Raw genomic sequence first — 20,972 nt, forward strand, 5'->3', positions numbered from 1 at the left:
TCCATCAGGTCGCTACCTGGTACTGGAAGCGGTCGGCGCGGCTGCTGGACTGCGCCAGCTCCACCGCACGACCGGCAGGGTCGCGGGACAGGGTGAGTACGCTGAGCAGCGGCGCATGGCGTGGCATCAGCAGGTGCGCGGCTTCTTCGCGGCTGGGCAGACGCGCACCGATCAGGCTGAAGGTGCGCGCCAACGGCAGGTCGCGCTCAGCCAGGTAGTGGCGCAGCGAACCGCCCTGGTAGTCAGCCAACAGCGGCGCCAGGCTGGCGCAGAAACGGTGACGGATCAGGCTCATCGGCTGGCCGTCGAGCAGGCGCAGCGTGGCCAGTTCGATCAGCTCGCTGCCATCGGGCAGTTGCAGGTGGCGGCACTCCTCGCTGCTGCCACTGCGGCGCAGGCGCTCGATCAGTTGCGCCTCGACCCGGTGGCCGAGCGCCGACAGCGACTGGCTGAAGGCACTGCCCGCCTCCACCGGATACACCAGCGGCTTGGCCAGCACCTGAGTGCCCTTGCCCTGGCGACGCAGCAGGCGGCCTTCGAGCACCAGTTCGTCCACCGCGCGGCGCAGGGTGTGACGGTTGACGGAAAACCGCGCGGCCAGTTGCATCTCGCCCGGCAGGTAGTCGCCCGGACTCATGCGCTGCAGGTCTTCGCGCAGCACGGCAGCCAGTTCGCGGTACAGCGGCTCGCTTTGTCTAGACAAGTTCATCGTTTGAAAAGGGCGCACGCAGGCGCCCTCCCTCCTATTCAGATAAAGAGCTTGCGCAGGCGCTGGGACAGGATGTCGATGGCGCTCACCACCAGGATGATCACGATCAGCAGCGCGCAGGTCTGGGCGAACTGGAAGCCGCGGATAGCCTCCCAGAGGATCACGCCGATACCACCAGCGCCGACCATGCCGACCACCGTGGCCGAGCGCACGTTGGACTCGAAACGGTACAGCGAGTAGGAAATCCACAGTGGCAGCACCTGCGGGATGACACCGAAGATCACCTCCTGCAAGGCGCTGGCACCGGTAGCGCGCACCCCTTCGACCGGGCCAGGGTCGATGGCCTCGACCGCTTCGGCGAACAGCTTGGCCAGCACCCCAGTGGTGCTGATGAACAGTGCCAGCACGCCAGCGAAGGGGCCGAGGCCGACCGCGACGACGAAGAGCATGGCGAAGACCATTTCGTTGATCGAACGGCAGGCATCCATCACTCGGCGTACCGGCTGATAGATCCACCAGGGCACGATGTTCTCGGAGCAGAGAATGCCCAGAGGAATGGCGCAGACGATGGCCAGCACCGTGCCCCAGAGGGCAATCTGCACGGTGACCACCATCTCCTTGAGGTAGTGCTGCCAGTTGCTGAAGTCCGGTGGGAGGAAGTCGGCGGCGAAGGTGGCCATGTTGCCGGCATCGCGCACCAGCGCCAGCGGGTTCATTTCCGCGCCCTGCCAGGACCAGGCAAGTACGGCGAAGAACAGGCCCCAGCCGATCAACTGCAACCAGCTGCGTTTGCTATCGATGGTCGGGGTATGGGTGGTCAAAGTGGTCATCAAGGCATCTCGGGGAAAACGACTGCAGTCAGCCCCTCGGTCGATACCGAGGGGCTGCCAGGATCAACCGGCGCTGGCGCCGCCTTGCTTCTCACGCTCGGCCATACGCTGCTCCAGCTTGGCCAGCTCGGCGTCCAGCTCCTTGAGCTGAGCCTGCTTGTCGGCGTCCTTGAGCGTGGCGTTGTTGGCCACTTCAGTGCGTTTCTTGAACAGCTCGAGCTGGCGAATCGGCAGCAGTTGATCGTTGTCGGAGGCCTTGAACTGGCCCCACTGCAGGCCTGCGAGTACCTTCTTCTCTTCCGGCTTGGCGCCGTAGCTCATGAAGAAGTCACGCAGCTTGTCGCGGGTTTCCTGCGGCAGGTTCTTGCGCCAGACGATCGGGTCGGACGGGATCAGGGGCGAGGTCCAGATCACCTTGAGTTGCGCGGCCTTGTCCGGCGCAGTCACTTCCAGGCGCTCCATGCCCTCGCTGTTGAAGGTGCCGACATCGACCTGCTTGTTGGCCACCGACAAGGCGTTGACCTCATGACTGCCGTTGAGCGAGCGCTTGAAGATCTTGCCGGCGTCGGCATTGTTCTGGGCGAACACGTAGTAACCGGGCACCAGGTAGCCGGAAGTGGAGTTCGGGTCGCCGTTGGCGAAGGTCAGGCTCTTGGCGTTCTTGAGCATGTCCTCGACCGAGTCGATCGGGCTGTCCTTGTGCGCCACCAGCAGGCTGTAGTAACCCTGCGCGCCGTTGGCCGCCACGGTCTGGGCGAAGATCTCGCCGCCAGCGCGGTCCACCGCTTCCATCGCCGACTTGTTGCCGTACCAGGCCACATCGACCTTGTCGAAGCGCATGCCCTGGATGATCCCGGCATAGTCAGGGGCGAAGAAGGCGTTGATCTTCACGCCGGTCTGCTTGCTCATGTCGGCCAGGAAGGGCTCCCACATGGCCTTGAGGTTCTGCGAGGACTCGGTGGAAATGATGCCGAAGTTGAGTTCCTCGGCGGCCTGGGCCGACCCCAGCAGGGAACCGGTGACGAGCGCGGAGGCAGCCAGCATATGGCCGATGCGTTTGAACATGGAGCACACTCCTGTTGCAGGTTGGCGTTGTTGTTTCGAGTGAGGAGGGTGACGTCAGGCCTTGGCCAGCGTCAGCGGACGCTCTACAGCCCGAGGGCGCTGCCCTTGCGGCAGCAGCAGGCTGATATCGAGATCGCCGCCGTAGAGATCGTTGAGGAAATCGGGGTTGAAGTCCGTGGTCGGGCCATCGAAATGGATGCGCCCGCCCTTCAGCGCAACCGCACGCTGGCAATAGCGCACCGCGTAGTCGACCTGATGCAGAGTCACCACCACTGTCTTGCCGTCGTGACGGTTGATGTCGGCGAGAATCTCCATCACCTTGCGCGCCGACTCCGGGTCGAGCGAGGCGATCGGTTCATCGGCGAGAATCACTTCGGCCTGCTGGCACAGCGCGCGGGCGATAGCCACGCGTTGCTGCTGCCCGCCTGAGAGGGTCGAAGCACGCTGAGCAGCGAACTCGGCCAGACCGACCCGCTCCAGCGCCTGCATGGCACGCTGTTTTTCCTCGGCATTGAACAGCCCGAGACTGCCACGCCAGCGCGGCATACGCCCCAGACCACCGAGCAGCACGTTCTGCAGCACACTGAGGCGCCCCACCAGATTGAACTGCTGGAAGATGTAGCCGATATCGGCACGCTGACGACGCACGTCGCCGTTCAGACGGCCATCGGCCTGCACCTGGCGCCCGAGCACTTCGATACTGCCGGCATCGCCGCGCGCCAAGCCAGCAAGATGACGCAGCAGGGTCGACTTGCCCGAACCCGACGCGCCGATCAACGCCACCATTTCACCCGGCTGTACCGAAAGAGCCAGATCGAACAATGCCTGTTTACGGCCAAAGCTTTTGTTCAGACGGTCGACTCGAATCGCTGCGCGCATGGGCTGGCCCTCTACTATCATTGTCGATACGAAGGCAGCGAGCTGGCGCCTTCTGGTGTAGACCAAGGTAGGCGCAAGCTGTGTCAGGCTTGTGAATCAGTGATGACGATTGAGTGACCGAAACTTTTATAATCGAGTACAGCATCAGCATGACTTCTGCCGAACACCGCGCATTTCAGACAATCGGTGCTGGCATAAAGCCGCCACCTGATCCACAATCCGACACGTATTTGGCGTCAAGGAATTGTTCAGATGACTCTCGGGTCATAATGACGCAGAACGCGATACCGGTTGAACGGCTAGTGCGAAACACTGTCAAACCGGTGACAATCTCGACACTGACTACCAGTATCGCTCCCTGAACTAACCGGTAATGTATGCGCCCTATGAAACAGGCTATTTATTCCAGCCGCACGGCTGACAAATTTGTCGTTCGCTTGCCAGATGGCATGCGTGAGCGTATCGCTGACGTAGCACGCAACCATCACCGCAGCATGAATTCGGAAATCATCGCCCGCCTGGAGCAAAGCATGCTTCAGGAAGGTGCTCTGGATGACGATCTCAGCCTGCGCCTCGACAGCCCCGAACTGAGCCTCCACGAGCGTGAATTGCTGCAGCGTTTTCGTCAGTTGTCGCGCCGCCAGCAGAACGCGCTGGTCGCTCTGATTGCCCACGACGTGGAAATGGCCGCCGAAGAAGCCTGAGGCGAGCCCACAAAAAAACCGGCCTTGAGCCGGTTTTTTTGTGGGCAACGAAAAGGCGCGGAGCGAACTCCGCGCCGCAATCAGCCAACGAAACTGAGCAACACCCCCGCCGCCACCGCCGAGCCAATCACCCCGGCCACGTTCGGCCCCATGGCATGCATCAGCAGGAAGTTCTGCGGATTGGCTTCCAGACCGACCTTGTTCGATACCCGAGCCGCCATCGGCACTGCCGACACACCGGCCGAGCCAATCAACGGATTGACCTTGTTGCTGCTGAACAGGTTCATCAGCTTGGCCATCAGCACACCGGCCGCAGTGCCTGCGCAAAACGCCACCATGCCCAGCATGAGAATGCCCAGGGTCTTGAGCTGCAGGAAGGCTTCGGCCGACAGCTTCGAACCCACGGTCAGACCGAGGAAGATGGTAACGATATTGATCAGCGCATTGCGCGAGGTATCGGCCAGACGCTCGACTACACCGGCCTCGCGCAGCAGATTGCCGAGGGCGAACATGCCGATCAGCGGCGCGGCGTCAGGTAGCAGCAAGCCAATCAGAATGCACAGTACGATAGGGAAGATGATCTTCTCGGTCTGTCCAACTGGGCGCAGCTGCTGCATGACGATGGCGCGCTCCTCCTTGGTGGTCAGCGCACGCATGATCGGCGGCTGCAGCAACGGCACCAGCGCCATATAGGCATAGGCCGCGACGGCAATGGGCCCGAGCAGATCAGGCGCCAGCTTTGAGGTGACGAAGATCGAGGTCGGCCCATCCGCCCCGCCGATGATGGCGATGGACGCCGCCTCTTTGAGGGTGAACTCCATGCCGGGAATGCCCAGCGCAGTGATCGCCAGGGCGCCGAGCAGGGTGCCGAAGATGCCGAACTGCGCAGCGGCGCCAAGCAGCAGCGTCTTCGGATTGGCCAGCATCGGGCCGAAGTCGGTCATGGCGCCGACGCCGAGGAAGATCAGCAGCGGGAAGATGCTGGTCGGCAGGCCCACTTCATAGATCAGGTGCAGGAAACCCGCGCCCTCGGCCATGTTGGCCACCGGAATGTTCGACAACAGGCCACCGAAGCCGATGGGCACCAGCAACAGGGGCTCGAAGCCCTTCTTGATGGCCAGGTAGATCAGCAACAGACAGACCGCGATCATGAATGCCTGACCGGGCTCCAGATGGTACAGACCAGTGCTCTGCCAGAGCTTGAGCAGCTTTTCCATGACGCGCCCCTCAGCCGATGGTCAGCAGGCTTGCGCCCACTGCCACTGCATCGCCGACCTTGACGTTGACGGCACCGATGGTACCGGCCTTGAAGGCGCGGATCTCGGTTTCCATCTTCATTGCTTCGAGGATGATCACCAGTTGACCCTCCTCCACGACCTGACCAGGCTGCACCAACACCTTGAAGATATTGCCAGCCAGCGGCGCGGCTTGCGGCTCGCCGCCGCCCACTGCGACCGGAGCCGCCGGTGCGGTGCTCGCCGCACCACCGACGGGCTTGATACCCTCGATATCGCCGCCTTCGTTCACCTGCACGACGAACGACTTGCCATTGACCTCGACGGTGTAGACCTCAGGCTTGCCTGCCTCGCGAGCCGGGGCTTGCTTACCGGTCGGCACAGGCTCGAAGACCGCCGGGTTGCCGCGATTTTCCAGGAACTTCAAGCCGATCTGTGGGAACAGCGCATAGGTCAGGACGTCGTCGATTTCGTCGACAGCCAGCTTGATGCCTTTCTCCTGAGCGATGCCCTTGAGTTCGGCAGTCAGCTTGTCCATCTCGGCCTCGAGCAGATCAGCCGGACGGCAGGTGATCGCTTCGCCACCGTCGAGTACACGGGCCTGCAGCTCGGCGTTGAACGGCGCGGGCGCGGCGCCGTACTCGCCCTTGAGCACGCCGGCGGTTTCCTTGGTGATGGACTTGTAGCGCTCACCAGTGAGCACGTTGATCACCGCCTGAGTGCCGACGATCTGCGAAGTGGGCGTCACCAGCGGGATGAAACCCAGGTCTTCGCGCACGCGTGGAATCTCGGCCAGCACCTGGTCGAACTTGTCCTGGGCGCCCTGCTCTTTGAGCTGGCTTTCCATGTTGGTAAGCATGCCGCCAGGCACCTGAGCGACCAGGATGCGCGAGTCGACGCCCTTGAGGTTGCCTTCGAACATCGCATATTTCTTGCGCACCTCGCGGAAGTACGCAGCGATTTCTTCCAGCAGCTCCAGATTGAGCCCGGTGTCGCGCTCGGTACCCTGGAACATGGCCACTACCGACTCGGTCGGCGAATGACCGTAGGTCATCGACAGCGAGGAAATCGCGGTGTCGACGTTGTCGATACCAGCCTCCACCGCCTTGAGAATGGCCACCGACGACAACCCTGCAGTGGCGTGGCACTGCATATGGATCGGGATCGCCAGGCTGGCCTTCAGCCGCGACACCAGCTCGAAGGCGGTATAGGGCGTGAGAATGCCGGCCATGTCCTTGATCGCTACCGAATCGGCGCCCATGTCTTCGATCTGCTTGGCCAGATCGACCCACATGTCCAACGTGTGCACCGGACTGGTGGTGTAGGAGATGGTGCCCTGGGCATGTTTGCCCTGCTGCTTGACGGCCTTGAGCGCCGTTTCCAGGTTGCGCGGATCGTTCATCGCATCGAATACGCGGAACACGTCGACGCCGTTGACAGCCGCACGCTCGACGAACTTTTCCACCACGTCATCGGCATAGTGGCGGTAGCCCAACAGGTTCTGCCCACGCAGCAGCATCTGCTGGCGGGTATTGGGCATGGCCTTCTTCAGTTCGCGGATACGCTCCCAGGGATCTTCGCCGAGGTAACGAATGCAGGCATCAAAAGTCGCGCCACCCCATGATTCCACCGACCAGAAGCCGACCTGATCGAGCTTGGGTGCAATCGGCAGCATGTCTTCGAGACGAACACGCGTCGCCAGGATCGACTGATGCGCATCACGCAGCACCACATCGGTGATTCCGAGTGCTTGTTTTACGGCAGTCATACAGGTGCTCCCTCTGAACCTGATCAACCGCGGCGTGCGCGGTGCTGGGCAATAGCGGATTGGATGGCGACCAGTGTTTCTGCATCCGGCTCATGGCTGGCCGACCTGAAACTAGGCGCTGGAGAAGAAATCGCCGGGCTCGGCGCGGGCGGAGCGAAGGTCGCGATCAGACGTGACATCAGACTGACCACACCCACCAGCAACACCAGAAAGACAAAGACGAAGCCCATGCCGAACAACATGAGTTCGACACCCTCGAGCAGCAGTTCACTGGGGGTCATCTTGGCTCCTTTGGCCAGCAGCTGAGCGGCTGCGTTCATTATTGATTAGGAGCGCCCAGGGTCAGCACCTGGGCAAAGCTGCCGAACCTTAGCGTGAAACGAGCGTTTGAAGCAAACGCCAGAAGGGCCGAACTGGCTATTTATGTAGTGGTTCATAAGCATCCACTACCAAAGAAGCAGAAAGGCCCTGCGAGCGAAGCCTCAGAATGCGGAGCGAGCCACGGTATCAACGGCAGGAGCAAGCTTCAGCAGAGTCTTGAAGTGACGCGTCTCATCGCCAGGGGTGCGCCCGAACAGGCGCTTGAACTCCCGATTGAACTGCGACGGACTTTCATACCCGACGCACTGCGCAGCACTGAGCGCACTCATGTCGTTGCGGATCATCAGCAGCCGCGCCTGATGCAGGCGAATGGCCTTGAGGTACTGCAGCGGCGAACGGCTGGTCATCGCCTTGAAATGCACATGGAAGGTCGGCACGCTCATGCTGGCAACTTCGGCCAGCGAGGGCACATCGAGCGACTCCTGATAATCCCGGTGAATCCGCTGCAGGACGCGGGCAATACGACCGAAATGACTGTTCTGCGCCAGGGTCGCGCGCAGGCCATTGCCCTGCTCACCCTGCAGCACGCGAAAGACGATCTCACGCAGAATCGATGGACCGAGCAGGCGCACCTCCTCAGGATCAGCCAGGGCCTCCAGCAGGCGCAACGTGGCATCACTCAAGCGCGCATCCATAGGGCTGGAATAAAGCGTTGCCGGTTGAGTTGGCTGGGGCTCTTCCAGATCCATGACCAGCTCGGCCACCAACAGCGGGTCGACACGCAGCGCCACCCCCAGCATGGGCTCTTCGGCACTGGCCTCGGTTTCGATGGAGAACGGCAGGGGCAGCGCCAGCACCAGATAGTGCTGCGCATCGTAAACATACAGATTGCCGTCGTGCAGTCCACTCTTGCGCCCCTGGATCACGATCACGATGCTCGGCTCATACAGCGCCGGGGTAACCGGCAGCGAGCGATTGGAGCGCATGAAGGTAACCCCGTCGAGCTGCGCCGCGGTGTACCCCTCCTCGGGGGCCAGGCGCAGCATCAGTTCGACCATACGCCGTTTGATGCTCTCAGGACTCATGCTCATGCGCCGCTTTCGACTCGTGATCAATACCCGGGCATTGTAGGAAGCATTCAATAGAAACAGGCAATATCGAAAGAGTAACGAGACTTAGCAGCCGGCCCGCCCCTGCCTAGCATGGACGCTCCATAACGCAATGGAGACCGACATGAGCAAAGTCATCCTCATCACCGGCGCCAGCAGCGGCATCGGCGAAGCCACCGCCAGACACCTGGCAAGCCTGGGTCATCGAGTGGCACTCGGCGCCCGACGCATCGAGCGCCTGCAGGCACTGACAGAAGAGCTGCAGGCACAAGGTCAACATACCTCCTGCCGCACCGTCGACGTCAGCCAACTGCATGACATGCAGGCCTTCGTCGAGCATGCCGAAGCGCATCACGGGCCTGTCGACGTGATCATCAACAATGCCGGCGTCATGCCGCTGTCGCCGCTCAACGCCCTGAAGGTGGATGAGTGGAACCGCATGATCGACGTCAACATCAGGGGCGTGCTGCACGGAATTGCCGCCGTATTGCCTGGCATGGAAGAACGCGGACGCGGTCAGGTCATCAATATCGCCTCCATCGGCGCCCACGCCGTATCGCCGACAGCGGCGGTCTACTGCGCCACCAAGTATGCCGTCTGGGCGATTTCCGAAGGCCTGCGCCAGGAAAGCGAGCGCATCCGCGTCACCACGATCTGCCCCGGCGTGGTCGAGTCCGAACTGGCCGACAGCATCTCCGATGCCAGTGCGCGCGAGGCGATGAAAGCTTTCCGTCGCGTCGCCATAACGCCAGACGCCATAGCCCGCGCCGTGGCCTATGCAGTCGAACAGCCCGACGACGTCGACGTCAGCGAACTGATCGTGCGCCCGACCGCCAGCCCCTATTGATGGAGTCCACCATGTCAGCGAAGAACGCTGCCACGGCACTGTTGATGAGCGGTGCCCTGCTAACCGGCGTGGCAATCGCGCAATCCGAGCACCCGCATCCTTACGTAGGCATGTGGGTAACGGATGACGGCCGTGTCCGCCATGAGCTATTGGCCCACGGCCGGTATGACGAGGCACGCGGCAATCGCGAAAGCGCCTATCAGGGTCACTACCGCGTCACCGGCAACCACATCGACTACGTCGACGACACCGGTTTTACCGCCGACGGTGAGTTCGTCGACGACGTGCTCTACCACGGCGGCATGGTACTGCGCCGCAAAGCCCTCCCAACCAACGAGTAACGACACCCATCAGCCAAGAGAAAAAGCCCATGAACATGCAAAAGATCATCGCCGCATTGCTACTGAGCGCATCACTCTGCCTCCCGGCCTGGGCAAGTGACAACACGGCAGCCAATCAGGCCCTGATTCAGAAAGCCTTCGATGACTGGCGCGCAGGCCAGGGAGGCATCTTCCAGTTGCTCGCCGATGATGCCGTCTGGGTCGTGGCCGGCAGCAGCCCGTACTCCGGGACTTACCCTACACGCGAGGCGTTCATGGAAGATGCAGTCAAACCCATCACTGACAAACTGGCGACACCCATCGTGCCCACCGTCCGCCAGATCGTGGCGCAAGGACCCTACGTGGTCGTGCACTGGGATGGCCAGGCGACTGCCAAGGACGGCAGCCGCTACGAGAACAGTTACTCATGGCACATGCAGCTGGACAACGGCCGGATCACAAGGGTCACGGCCTTTCTCGACACCTGGCGGCTGGTCGAGCTGATGAACTGAAGCGACCTACAGCAAGAAGATCGACGCCAGTCCCAGGAAGATGAAGAAACCGCCGCTGTCGGTCATGGCAGTGATCATCACACTGGCCCCCATGGCCGGGTCGCGCCCCAGGCGTGCCAGGGTCATGGGGATCAGCACCCCCATCAGCGCTGCCAGCAGCAGGTTCAGGGTCATTGCCGCCGTCATCACCACGCCCAGCGACCAACTGCCGTAAAGCCCATAGGCGACCGCGCCGATCACCCCACCCCAGAGGATGCCGTTGATCAGGGATACGCCGAGCTCCTTGCGTACCAGGCGCTTGGTATTGCCGGTGCTGACCTGATCCAGCGCCATGGCGCGGACGATCATGGTGATGGTCTGGTTACCCGAGTTACCGCCGATACCGGCGACGATGGGCATCAACGCGGCCAACGCCACCAGCTTCTCGATCGAGCCTTCGAACAGGCCGATCACACGCGACGCCAGGAACGCGGTGACCAGGTTGATCGCCAGCCAGGCCCAACGGTTGCGAACCGACTTCCACACCGAGGCGAAGATGTCTTCTTCCTCGCGCAGACCGGCCATGTTCAGCACTTCGCTTTCGCTTTCCTCACGGATCAGGTCGACCATCTCGTCGATGGTCAGACGCCCGATCAACTTGCCGTTCTTGTCCACCACTGGCGCGGAAATCAGGTCGTAACGCTCGAAAGCCTGGGCGGCGTCGTAGCCATCCTCATCAGGATGGAAGCTCACCGGATCGTCGGCCATGACTTCGCCGACCTGCTTGTCCGGGTCGTTGACCAACAGGCGCTTGATCGGCAGCACGCCCTTGAGCACGCCGTCGTAATCGACCACGAACAGCTTGTCGGTATGACCCGGCAGCTCTTTCAGGCGCCGCAGGTAACGCAGCACCACTTCCAGGCTGACATCTTCGCGGATGGTGACCATCTCGAAGTCCATCAGCGCACCGACCTGATCCTCTTCGTAGGACAGGGCCGAACGCACGCGCTCACGCTGCTGAGCGTCGAGCGACTCCATCAGCTCATGCACAACGTCGCGCGGCAGTTCTGGCGCCAGGTCGGCGAGTTCGTCGGCGTCCATGTCCTTGGCCGCAGCGAGAATCTCGTGATCGTCCATGTCGGCGATCAGGGTTTCTCGTACTGCGTCGGACACTTCCAGCAAGATGTCGCCGTCGCGCTCGGCCTTGACCAATTGCCAGACGGTCAGACGCTCATCGAGCGGCAGGGCTTCGAGGATGTGGGCGATATCCGCAGGGTGCAGATCTTCGAGCTTGCGTTGCAGTTCGACGAGATTCTGACGATGCACCAGGTTCTCGACCCGGTCGTGATGCTGGCCTTCCTGACGATGGGTCAGGTCTTCGACCAGTTTGTGCCGATGCAGCAGTTCGATCACCTGGGCCAGGCGATCCTGCAAGCTCTCTTGCGGCTTTTTGGCTTCTACTTCAGTCATAGCGCGCTCCACCCCCAGTTGGCGGGCACGCCAGAGGGGATCAATCAGGTCTTACACGATTGTGCGAGGGGAGTATTGAGTAACTACTGGGTAAGTCCATGGTGGTATTCCACAAGCCCCGGCGGGGCTGACGCGGCGAATGATAACACCGCAAAACAGCTTTGTACGTGACAAAAGCGCGGCAAGAACAATTGCTTGCGTCACAAACTTCGATCTCGCATGAAAACCTGGCTATACGACGCCAGCGATCCGCGCCGGGACACCCTGGCGAGCGCGAAAAAAGGGTCTAACCTGAAGCAGGCGAACGTCACGGAGGACGATTCATGCGAGGAAAGCACTTCGCAGCGCTATTGGCCGCTGCGCTTCTCTACCCTATTGAAGACAGCTCGGCCGCCAGTGTGTTCCGCTGCGTAGGCGCAGACGGCCATGTCACCTTCACCCGCCACGGCTGCGCCACCGATCAGGAGCAGCATCTGCAAGATGCGCGCAACCCTACGCCCAGCAGCAGCGAGACCATCCCCCTTGCCGACCCAGACCGACGCGCAACGCCCAACCCAACGAGCGCCGGGGAGCTGGTCATAGTTGGTCAACAAGACGACGGCTGCGGCAACCTGCTGACCAGCAGCGAGAAGCGCCAGGCAATCATCCGCAAGGAAGTCCGCAGCGGCATGAGCCGTGCTGACGTGGAGAACAGCCTGGGCAAACCGGACAGGGTCACAGCCAGCAACGGGCAGCAGCGTTATAACTACACAGAAAAACGCAAAGGCGGCAGCAGCCGACAGGTCAGCTTCGACGAAGCCGGCTGCGTGAAGAAATGACGCACAAAGAAAAAGGGCCTGCATTACTGCAGGCCCTTTGGGTATGGCGGACTCAGGAGGATTCGAACCTCCGACCGCTCGGTTCGTAGCCGAGTACTCTATCCAGCTGAGCTATGAGTCCGTTACAGAACGCCTTCAAGGCAGCGCCTTTAGTGCGATCTTTGGCGCTTTTAGACCAGATCACCGCTGGTTGAAACATGACCTTGCATCGCTGCAGTGCCATTGAATATGGCGGACTCAGGAGGATTCGAACCTCCGACCGCTCGGTTCGTAGCCGAGTACTCTATCCAGCTGAGCTATGAGTCCGTTGCAGAACGCCTTCAAGGCAGTGCCTTTCGTGCGATCTTATGGTGTTTTTAGACCAGACCACCACTGGCTGAAACAAAATGGCTTGCAGCGATGCAAGCCATTGAAAATGGCGGACTCAGGAGGATTCGAACCTCCGACCGCTCGGTTCGTAGCCGAGTACTCTATCCAGCTGAGCTATGAGTCCACTTTTTGGTGCTTTTATACCAGATCACCTCTGGTTGATTCGCCAGCCCGGCTTGCGCCCGACTCGCTGAATAATGGCGGAGAAGGGGGGATTCGAACCCCCGACACCCTTTTGAGGTGTACTCCCTTAGCAGGGGAGCGCCTTCGGCCACTCGGCCACCTCTCCGCAACACGGGGCGCATGATAAACATGTTTTCCCCGTTTGCAAACAAAAATTTGTAGAAAAATTAGTGGCTTGGTTCGTCACCCTTCTCTTTCTGGATGCGCTGGTAGATTTCTTCACGGTGTACGGCAACCTCTTTCGGCGCATTGACACCAATACGCACCTGGTTACCTTTCACACCCAACACGGTGACAGTCACATCATCACCGACCATCAGGGTCTCTCCGACCCGGCGAGTCAGAATCAGCATTCCTTTCTCCTCAACGGATTACATTTTCAGGACAACAGTCTGCAAAAAGAAAATGGTGCCGGCTTCCTGCTAAATCAAGCCTGAAAGCCTCCACCCAAGTATTGACCAGCCCGCGTAGAAAGAAAGTTCCCACGTGCCAGTCAAAAAGACGAAAGGCGCGGAACCAGCCGCGCCTTTCAAATCAGTGCAATCACTCGCCCTGTCGGGCCGGGGCATCCAGCTCGAAAGCGGTATGCAGAGCGCGTACCGCCAGCTCCAGATACTTCTCCTCGATCACCACGGAAACCTTGATCTCGGAGGTGGAGATCATCTGGATATTGATGGTCTCCTTGGCCAGGGCCTCGAACATGCGACTGGCGACACCGGCGTGGGAGCGCATGCCGACACCAACGATGGAGACCTTGGCGATGTTGGTATCACCGACCACTTCTCGGGCGCCCAGCTCGTCTGCAGTCTTCTGCAGCACACCCAGAGCGTTGTTGTAGTCGTTGCGGTGCACAGTGAAGGTGAAATCGGTGGTGTTATCGTGCGAGACGTTCTGCACGATCATGTCCACTTCGATGTTGGCCGCGCTGATCGGGCCGAGAATCTTGAAGGCGATGCCAGGAATATCCGGCACCCCACGGATGGTCAGCTTGGCTTCGTCGCGATTGAAAGCGATGCCGGAAATGATCGGCTGTTCCATGGATTCCTCTTCATCAAGGGTAATGAGGGTGCCCGGCCCCTCCTGGAAGCTGTGCAGGACGCGCAGCGGGACGTTGTACTTGCCGGCGAACTCCACCGAGCGAATCTGCAGCACCTTGGAACCGAGGCTGGCCATTTCCAGCATCTCTTCGAAGGTGATCTTCTCCAGGCGCTGGGCCTTGGGCACCACGCGCGGGTCGGTGGTGTAGACACCATCGACGTCGGTGTAAATCTGGCACTCGTCGGCTTTCAGCGCCGCAGCCAGGGCCACACCGGTAGTGTCGGAACCACCACGCCCCAGGGTGGTGATGCTGCCGTGTTCGTCGACACCCTGGAAACCAGCGACAACGACGACGCGACCGGCCTTGAGATCAGCGCGAATCTTCTGGTCATCGATCTGCAGAATGCGCGCCTTGTTGTGTGCGCTGTCGGTGAGGATGCGCACCTGGTTGCCGGTGTAGGACACCGCCGGCACGCCACGCTTGATTAGCGCCATCGCCAGCAGGGCGATGGTCACCTGCTCGCCGGTGGACACCATGACATCCAGCTCACGCGCAACCGGGTCGCCATCAGTGATCTGTTTGGCCAGATCGATCAGGCGGTTGGTTTCGCCGCTCATGGCGGAAACCACGACGACAATGTCGTCACCGTTCTCGCGGAACTTCTTCACCTTGTCGGCCACCTGCGCGATACGCTCGATGGTGCCGACGGAGGTGCCCCCAAACTTCTGTACGATCAAAGCCATTTCAAAAAGCCGCCTGATTCCTCGAAGGGCGCCCATTAAACCCGCATCGGGTCATACTGCCAAGGCCCGCCGGACGCACTGCGGGCCCCGCTTTACTCGCTCGTTACGAAGCCTGCTCGACCAAGGTAGCGGCCAGAGCCAGGGCTTCATCCAGTTTGCCGGCATCGACGCCGCCGCCCTGAGCCATGTCCGGGCGACCACCGCCCTTGCCACCCACGGCTGCAGCGGCCTGACGCATCAGGTCACCGGCTTTGACCTTGGCGGTCAGATCCTGGGTCACGCCAGCGACCAGCACCACCTTCTCGTCGAACACACCGCCGAGCAGGATCACGGCGCTACCCAGCTTGTTCTTCAACTGGTCGACCAGTGCCAGCAGCGCCTTGCCGTCCAGACCATCGAGACGCGCAGCCAGCACCTTGGTACCCTTGACGTCCACGGCCGAACCGGCCAGGTCGTTGCCGGCAGCACTGGCGGCCTTGGCCTTGAGCTGCTCCAGCTCCTTTTCCAGCTGACGGTTGCGTTCGATCAGCGCCGATAGCTTGTCCAGCACATTATCGCGGCTGCCCTTGACCAGGGACGCGGCTTCCTTGAGCTGCTCCTCGGCACCGTTGAGCCAGGCCAGCGCTTGCGCGCCAGTGACCGCCTCGATACGACGCACGCCAGCGGCCACGCCGCCTTCACTGGTGATCTTGAACAGGCCAATGTCGCCGGTACGGGATACGTGAGTACCACCGCACAGCTCGACGGAGAAGTCGCCGCCCATGCTAAGCACCCGCACCTGGTCGCCGTACTTCTCGCCGAACAGCGCCATGGCGCCCTTGGCCTTGGCGGTCTCGATATCGGTTTCCTCGGTCTCGACCTCGGAATTCTTGCGAATCTCGGCGTTGACGATGTCTTCCAGCTGCTTCAGTTGCTCGGGCTTGATCGCCTCGAAGTGGCTGAAGTCGAAACGCAGGCGCTGACTGTCGACCAGCGAGCCCTTCTGCTGAACGTGATCGCCCAGCACCTGACGCAGCGCGGCATGCAGCAGATGGGTCGCGGAGTGGTTCAGCGCGGTCGCCTGGCGCACACCAGCTTCGACTTCGGCCTTGACGCTGGTGCCGACACTCAGACCGCCCTTGGCCACCACACCGTGGTGCAGGAAGGCGCCGCCGGCCTTGGTGGTGTCGCGCACATCGAAACGCACGCCAGCGCTCTCGAGATAGCCGCAGTCGCCGATCTGGCCGCCGGATTCGGCGTAGAACGGGGTCTGATCCAGCACCACTACGCCCTCCTCGCCCTCGGCGAGGCTGTCGACGGCGCTGCCGGCCTTGAACAGGGCAATGATCTTGCCGCTGCCGCTGGTGCCTTCATAGCCGAGGAAACGGGTGTCACTGTCGACCTTGACCAGGGCGTTGTAATCCATGCCGAAGGCACTGGCGGAACGGGCGCGCTCGCGCTGCGCCTCCATTTCACGCTCGAAACCTTCCTCGTCCACCGACAGCTCGCGCTCGCGGGCGATGTCGGCAGTCAGGTCGACCGGGAAACCGTAGGTGTCGTAAAGCTTGAACGCGATATCGCCAGGAATGACCGAGCCCTGCAGGCCGGCCAGATCCTGTTCGAGAATCTTCAGGCCCTGCTCGAGGGTCTTGGCGAACTGCTCTTCCTCGGTCTTCAGCACGCGCTCGATATGCGCCTGCTGCTGCTTGAGCTCGGGGAAGGCTTCACCCATCTCGGCCACCAGGGCGGCGACGATCTGGTAGAAGAAGCTGCCCTTGGCGCCCAGCTTGTTGCCGTGACGGCAGGCGCGACGCACGATGCGGCGCAGCACGTAACCACGGCCTTCGTTGGACGGGGTCACGCCATCGGCGATCAGGAAGCTGCAGGAACGGATATGGTCGGCCACCACCTTCAGCGAGGCCTGGCCTTCATTGCTGCAGCCAATGGCCTTGGCCGATGCAGCCAGCAGGTTCTGGAACAGGTCGATCTCGTAGTTCGAGTTGACGTGCTGCAGCACGGCGCTGATGCGCTCCAGGCCCATGCCGGTGTCCACGCTCGGTGCTGGCAGCGGGTGCAGCACGCCGTCTGCGGTGCGGTTGAACTGCATGAACACGTTGTTCCAGATCTCGATGTAACGGTCGCCATCTTCTTCCGGGCTGCCGGGCGGGCCGCCCCAGATGTGCTCGCCATGGTCGAAGAAGATCTCGGTGCACGGGCCGCACGGACCGGTATCGCCCATCGCCCAGAAGTTGTCGGAAGCGTAAGGCGCGCCCTTGTTGTCACCGATGCGGATCATGCGCTCGGCGGGAACACCGATTTCCTTGTTCCAGATCTCGAAGGCCTCGTCATCGGTGGCATAGACGGTGACCCAGAGCTTTTCCTTGGGCAGGTTCAGCCACTTGTCGGAAGTCAGGAATTCCCAGGCGTAATGAATGGCATCGCGCTTGAAGTAGTCGCCGAAGCTGAAGTTGCCCAGCATTTCGAAGAAGGTGTGGTGACGCGCGGTGTAGCCGACGTTTTCCAGGTCGTTATGCTTGCCGCCGGCGCGCACGCACTTCTGGCTGGTGGTGGCGCGAGTGTAGGCGCGCTTTTCCAGGCCCAGGAAGCAGTCCTTGAACTGGTTCATGCCCGCGTTGGTGAACAGCAGGGTTGGGTCGTTCGCCGGAATCAGCGAGCTGGAAGCGACACGGGTGTGCCCTTTTTCTTCGAAGAAGCTCAGGAAGGCTTCACGGATTTCTGCGCTTTTCATAGGGATATCCACGGAGTCAGGCGGCCACGGCAAAAGCCGGCAAAGCAGACCACGCAAACATGGCGAGCAAGGGTCAGGCAAGGTAAAACAGGTGAAAAACGCAGTTTACAAGCTGTAAATGAGCATTTTGACCGAGCTGGCGAGCAGCCTGTTTTAACGCCACATGACCGAGCGCAGCAGATTTCGCGCAGTCTGAAAGGGCCGCATTATATAGGGCCCACAGCCCGCGGCTAGTGCCTTTCTCGATAGTGCCGCCCTATCAGCTACAGAAAATCGAACAAGGCACCATCGATGCAATGAAGGAAGAGCCCCACGTTTTTTCAGACCCGTCTTATACAGCCCCCACCCTCCCATCTTTAGAGTGACCGCAGCCGTCGTCAGTCGGGAGGCCCCATGCGCGCGCTCAAGATACTTCTTCTCGAACACAACCCCTACCAGTTGCTGGCCATGCATCAGCAGTTGAACGCCTGCGGGATCTACCAGGTCATGACCGCCGATGACACTGCGCAGGCCGCGGACCTGATGGCGCGTCGGGGCAGCCCGGACATCCTGATTTGTGACCTGCAGCCTGATGACGAGGCTCGCCTGGCGTGGCTCAAACAACTGAGCGAGCAACGCGCCTTCTACGCCCTGATCGTGCATGGCAACAGTCACCGCGCACAGCTCGAGCAAGCAACCCTGAAGGCCAGACAGGTTGGCATACAGGCGTTGGGCTTCCTGCAGAAACCCGCCTCTCCTCCTGCCTTGCGCAGGCTGCTGGAATCCTACAAAGCGATATCCCTGCTGCTCCCGGTGGGCATCGAACCTCCCCATTACGGCGAGCTACAGAGCCCATCCACCAGCCTGTGCCTGCATAGCTTCCCGAGATGATCAGACGCGAGAAAACTCGGTAAAGGCCTGCACAACCTGCTCGACCTGCCCAGCCTCAACATCCAGATGGGTGACCAGGCGCAAGCGGGGCGCGGCCGTCACCGCGATACCGCGCTCGGCCATGAAGGCCTTGACCGTGCCGGCCCGCTCACCGAGCTGCACGTAGACCATGTTGGTCTGCACCGGCTCGACGCTATAGCCCAGTTCGGTCAGAGCGCTGCCCAGGCGTGCCGCGTTGGCATGATCCTCGGCCAGGCGCTCGACCTGATGCTGCAACGCATACAAGCCTGCCGCCGCCAGCACACCGGCCTGGCGCATACCGCCGCCGACCATCTTGCGCAGACGGCGCGCCCTGGCGATCAGCGCAACGCTGCCGCAGAGCACGGAACCAACTGGCGCACCGAGCCCCTTGGACAGGCACACCGAGACCGAATCGAAGTGCTGGGTGATCGCGCGCGCCGGCACACCGAGCTTGACCGCAGCGTTGTACAGGCGGGCACCATCGAGGTGCAGGCTCAAGCCACGGCGACGGGTCAAATCGCGCGCAGCGGCCAGGTAGTCCAGCGGCAGCACCTTGCCCTGCATGGTGTTTTCCAGCGCCAGCAGGCGGGTGCGGGCGAAGTGGAAGTCGTCCTGCTTGATCGCCGCTTCGACCTTGGCCAGATCCAGCGAGCCATCGGCTTCACCGTCGATCGGCTGCGGCTGGATGGAGCCAAGCACGGCGGCACCGCCGCCCTCGTACTTGTAGGTGTGCGCTTGCTGGCCGACGATGTACTCGTCACCCCGCTCACAATGAGCCATCAGGCCAAGCAGGTTGCTCATGGTGCCAGTGGGGACGAACAGCGCCGCCGCGAAGCCCAGCTCATTGGCCAGCCAGGCCTCCAGACGGTTTACCGTGGGGTCTTCGCCATATACGTCATCGCCCAGTTCGGCAGCCATCATGGCTTCGCGCATGGCAACGGTGGGTTGAGTGACGGTGTCGCTACGAAGGTCGATCAGGGGCATGACAGGCTTTCCCGGCAATTGGCGAAAAGCCCATGCTAAAGAGGTCGCTCGGGTGGTGACAGATACAGTTGCGCGATAAAGCAACTTGCCGACACTGTAGCCCGGATGCAATCCGGGGAAAATGTGCCGGTCATCCCCGGATTGCATCCGGGCTACAGCAAGCCGGCACCATCGTCGGGAACGATCAGAATGGCGGCGCGCAGGCCGTTCTTGACCTTGGGATTCGGGAAGATGATCCGCGCCCCCTTCTCTTCCACTATCCAGCGGCTGTCGGCGATGTCTTCGGCAAGCAGGTAACCGGGCTCCAGTTCGGTGAAATTTTCGATGTCGTCCGGCAGGTGCAACTGGAAGCTGTCGCTGTGCTTGATGACCTCACGTGATACCGAAAACAGCTGCAAGCCATCGAGCGTCGGCTCGCCGCTGATCACATCGCGCCCTTCGATCAGTGAGTGCAGCGCATTCTCCAGCAGATCGAGGTTGACCAACTCGTTCTGGCCGAAGGCACGCGCCTTGCCCAGCTCAAGGGTGAAGGCCTCGGCGCCAAGCTGTGCATAGGTGTAGGCGCTGAAGGTGATCGACGACTTGTTCTGCAGCAGCACCGCCTCGATACCGGCAGCGCGCAGACGCTCCAGCTCGCGACGTGAGTGGGCGCGACCTTCCTGCCAGGGATAGAGGGCGAACTGCTCGATCTTCGAGCCGCGAATAGCCGTGTGCAGGTCGTAGTGCAGGCGAGTGCGACCCGTTTGCTTGCCGAAAAAGGTGGCGACCAGGTGCTCCAGGTCGCAGGCACGAATGGCCTCGAAGCCACTGGATTGCTCGTGACGACCACTGAACAGGCGATTGAGGTCCTGCTCGATATAGCGCTCACCGTGGCGCATCGCCTCGGGATTGCCGAACAGAAAGAGAATACGCGCAGCCGGATGCAGTTCATTGCGCGCGATGCCGCGCAGCAGACGGTCGAGCAGCTCGATTGGCGCGGTTTCGTTGCCGTGGACACCGGCAGACAGCAGCAGGTCGAGGCCATTGTCGCGCGCTGCAGGCGGAGTCACCTCCAGCGCACCTTCATCGAGCCAGCGCAGACGCGTACCATCGGGCGTCAGTTGAATCTTCGCCGACGGCTCGTGGCCGGCCAGGGTCAGTTCAAGCAGTTTGCCGAGGGCAAGCATGGGGACTCCTCAGGGTTTAGTGGTTGCAGTCCGGACCATGAACATGATCATCCTCATCGGCGATCATCGGCTCCATCTCCAGTTGCAGGCTCACCAGGTTGGTGGCCTGTGGACGCAACAGCAGGTTGACGTACTCGGTATCGCCCTCTTCCACATCGACACCGATCAGCAACTGATCACCAACGGCCTGTACCCACAGCTCCTTGCCCTGCCAGACCACGGCGAAGCGACTGCAGGAGGTCTCCAGCTGAGTACCGTCGTTATCTTCAAGAATCAGTTGCAGCGCGTCGCTCATAAAATCTC

At 61.4% G+C, this 20,972-nt stretch carries 21 protein-coding genes and 4 tRNA genes; 6 read left to right on the forward strand and 19 right to left on the reverse strand.

What is annotated here, in order from left to right:
• Window positions 1-4 precede the first annotated feature (4 nt).
• The 4 genes from phnF to phnC all read right to left on the reverse strand — a co-directional run bounded on the left by phnF (window position 5) and on the right by phnC (window position 3,483).
• The gene (gene phnF, locus GV002_RS21295; RefSeq protein WP_160020282.1) at window positions 5-727 is read right to left on the reverse strand and encodes a phosphonate metabolism transcriptional regulator PhnF; all 723 of its coding nucleotides are present in this window, start codon (window positions 725-727) and stop codon (window positions 5-7) included.
• A 20-nt stretch (window positions 728-747) separates the two neighbouring features.
• Entirely contained in the window at window positions 748-1,539 is a 792-nt protein-coding gene (gene phnE / locus GV002_RS21300; protein WP_160020283.1) for a phosphonate ABC transporter, permease protein PhnE, read from the reverse strand.
• Window positions 1,540-1,602: 63 nt separating this feature from the next.
• Window positions 1,603-2,604, reverse strand: coding sequence for a phosphonate ABC transporter substrate-binding protein (phnD, locus tag GV002_RS21305; protein ID WP_160020284.1), 1,002 nt, complete (start codon window positions 2,602-2,604; stop codon window positions 1,603-1,605).
• 54 nt (window positions 2,605-2,658) lie between these two features.
• The gene (gene phnC, locus GV002_RS21310) at window positions 2,659-3,483 is read right to left on the reverse strand and encodes a phosphonate ABC transporter ATP-binding protein (protein WP_160020285.1); all 825 of its coding nucleotides are present in this window, start codon (window positions 3,481-3,483) and stop codon (window positions 2,659-2,661) included.
• 377 nt (window positions 3,484-3,860) lie between these two features.
• Here phnC and GV002_RS21315 point away from each other — a divergent pair, with 377 nt between their 5' ends.
• Complete coding sequence (locus GV002_RS21315; protein WP_003461866.1) at window positions 3,861-4,187, forward strand: Arc family DNA-binding protein; 327 nt, start codon at window positions 3,861-3,863, stop codon at window positions 4,185-4,187.
• Between the two features lie 80 nt (window positions 4,188-4,267).
• Here the strand turns inward: GV002_RS21315 and GV002_RS21320 are convergent, their stop codons facing one another.
• The 4 genes from GV002_RS21320 to GV002_RS21335 all read right to left on the reverse strand — a co-directional run bounded on the left by GV002_RS21320 (window position 4,268) and on the right by GV002_RS21335 (window position 8,569).
• Entirely contained in the window at window positions 4,268-5,404 is a 1,137-nt protein-coding gene (locus GV002_RS21320) for a sodium ion-translocating decarboxylase subunit beta (RefSeq protein ID WP_160020286.1), read from the reverse strand.
• Between the two features lie 10 nt (window positions 5,405-5,414).
• Window positions 5,415-7,190 carry a sodium-extruding oxaloacetate decarboxylase subunit alpha gene (gene oadA, locus GV002_RS21325; protein WP_160020287.1) on the reverse strand — a complete coding sequence of 592 codons (1,776 nt, stop codon included), beginning with the start codon at window positions 7,188-7,190 and terminating at the stop codon, window positions 5,415-5,417.
• Between the two features lie 23 nt (window positions 7,191-7,213).
• Window positions 7,214-7,471 carry an OadG family protein gene (locus GV002_RS21330; protein WP_178094786.1) on the reverse strand — a complete coding sequence of 86 codons (258 nt, stop codon included), beginning with the start codon at window positions 7,469-7,471 and terminating at the stop codon, window positions 7,214-7,216.
• Between the two features lie 201 nt (window positions 7,472-7,672).
• Window positions 7,673-8,569: an AraC family transcriptional regulator gene (locus GV002_RS21335; protein ID WP_160020770.1), complete on the reverse strand. Its 897-nt coding sequence runs from the start codon at window positions 8,567-8,569 to the stop codon at window positions 7,673-7,675.
• Window positions 8,570-8,732: 163 nt separating this feature from the next.
• Here GV002_RS21335 and GV002_RS21340 point away from each other — a divergent pair, with 163 nt between their 5' ends.
• From GV002_RS21340 to GV002_RS21350, 3 genes are read left to right on the forward strand one after another with little or no spacing between them, the layout of a single operon-like run.
• Window positions 8,733-9,467 carry an SDR family oxidoreductase gene (locus tag GV002_RS21340; protein ID WP_372241847.1) on the forward strand — a complete coding sequence of 245 codons (735 nt, stop codon included), beginning with the start codon at window positions 8,733-8,735 and terminating at the stop codon, window positions 9,465-9,467.
• 44 nt (window positions 9,468-9,511) lie between these two features.
• Window positions 9,512-9,808 carry an Atu4866 domain-containing protein gene (locus tag GV002_RS21345; protein ID WP_256667188.1) on the forward strand — a complete coding sequence of 99 codons (297 nt, stop codon included), beginning with the start codon at window positions 9,512-9,514 and terminating at the stop codon, window positions 9,806-9,808.
• Between the two features lie 29 nt (window positions 9,809-9,837).
• Entirely contained in the window at window positions 9,838-10,299 is a 462-nt protein-coding gene (locus GV002_RS21350; RefSeq protein WP_160020291.1) for a nuclear transport factor 2 family protein, read from the forward strand.
• A 6-nt stretch (window positions 10,300-10,305) separates the two neighbouring features.
• Here the strand turns inward: GV002_RS21350 and mgtE are convergent, their stop codons facing one another.
• On the reverse strand, window positions 10,306-11,748 hold the full coding sequence (gene mgtE / locus GV002_RS21355) for a magnesium transporter (RefSeq protein WP_160020292.1): 1,443 nt from the start codon (window positions 11,746-11,748) through the stop codon (window positions 10,306-10,308).
• A 323-nt stretch (window positions 11,749-12,071) separates the two neighbouring features.
• Between mgtE and GV002_RS21360 the strand changes: the two genes are divergently transcribed.
• Complete coding sequence (locus GV002_RS21360) at window positions 12,072-12,566, forward strand: DUF4124 domain-containing protein (RefSeq protein ID WP_160020293.1); 495 nt, start codon at window positions 12,072-12,074, stop codon at window positions 12,564-12,566.
• 44 nt (window positions 12,567-12,610) lie between these two features.
• Here the strand turns inward: GV002_RS21360 and GV002_RS21365 are convergent.
• From GV002_RS21365 to alaS, 7 genes are all read right to left on the reverse strand, one after another.
• A tRNA-Arg gene (locus GV002_RS21365) sits at window positions 12,611-12,687 on the reverse strand.
• Window positions 12,688-12,795: 108 nt separating this feature from the next.
• Window positions 12,796-12,872, reverse strand: a tRNA-Arg gene (locus GV002_RS21370).
• Window positions 12,873-12,982: 110 nt separating this feature from the next.
• A tRNA-Arg gene (locus GV002_RS21375) sits at window positions 12,983-13,059 on the reverse strand.
• A 74-nt stretch (window positions 13,060-13,133) separates the two neighbouring features.
• Window positions 13,134-13,224 (reverse strand) — tRNA-Ser (locus GV002_RS21380).
• Window positions 13,225-13,285: 61 nt separating this feature from the next.
• Window positions 13,286-13,471, reverse strand: coding sequence for a carbon storage regulator CsrA (gene csrA, locus GV002_RS21385; protein ID WP_003244478.1), 186 nt, complete (start codon window positions 13,469-13,471; stop codon window positions 13,286-13,288).
• A 190-nt stretch (window positions 13,472-13,661) separates the two neighbouring features.
• Window positions 13,662-14,900, reverse strand: a complete 1,239-nt coding sequence (locus tag GV002_RS21390) for an aspartate kinase (RefSeq protein ID WP_160020294.1) — start codon at window positions 14,898-14,900, stop codon at window positions 13,662-13,664.
• A gap of 103 nt (window positions 14,901-15,003) precedes the next feature.
• Window positions 15,004-17,628 (reverse strand): alanine--tRNA ligase, encoded by a 2,625-nt coding sequence (gene alaS, locus GV002_RS21395; RefSeq protein ID WP_160020295.1) that lies wholly within the window; start codon window positions 17,626-17,628, stop codon window positions 15,004-15,006.
• 393 nt (window positions 17,629-18,021) lie between these two features.
• Here alaS and GV002_RS21400 point away from each other — a divergent pair, with 393 nt between their 5' ends.
• Window positions 18,022-18,498: a response regulator gene (locus GV002_RS21400; RefSeq protein WP_160020296.1), complete on the forward strand. Its 477-nt coding sequence runs from the start codon at window positions 18,022-18,024 to the stop codon at window positions 18,496-18,498.
• Here the strand turns inward: GV002_RS21400 and ltaE are convergent, their stop codons facing one another.
• From ltaE to GV002_RS21415, 3 genes are all read right to left on the reverse strand, one after another.
• Window positions 18,499-19,503: a low-specificity L-threonine aldolase gene (ltaE, locus tag GV002_RS21405; protein WP_160020297.1), complete on the reverse strand. Its 1,005-nt coding sequence runs from the start codon at window positions 19,501-19,503 to the stop codon at window positions 18,499-18,501.
• A 152-nt stretch (window positions 19,504-19,655) separates the two neighbouring features.
• Window positions 19,656-20,669 carry a succinylglutamate desuccinylase gene (astE, locus tag GV002_RS21410; RefSeq protein ID WP_160020298.1) on the reverse strand — a complete coding sequence of 338 codons (1,014 nt, stop codon included), beginning with the start codon at window positions 20,667-20,669 and terminating at the stop codon, window positions 19,656-19,658.
• A gap of 16 nt (window positions 20,670-20,685) precedes the next feature.
• A complete protein-coding gene (locus GV002_RS21415; RefSeq protein WP_003461883.1) occupies window positions 20,686-20,964 on the reverse strand; it encodes a hypothetical protein in 279 nt (92 codons plus the stop codon).
• Between the last annotated feature and the right edge of the window lie 8 nt (window positions 20,965-20,972).

This window comes from Pseudomonas sp. 8O (assembly GCF_902506495.1).
Classification (GTDB): Bacteria; Pseudomonadota; Gammaproteobacteria; order Pseudomonadales; family Pseudomonadaceae; genus Aquipseudomonas; species Aquipseudomonas chaetocerotis.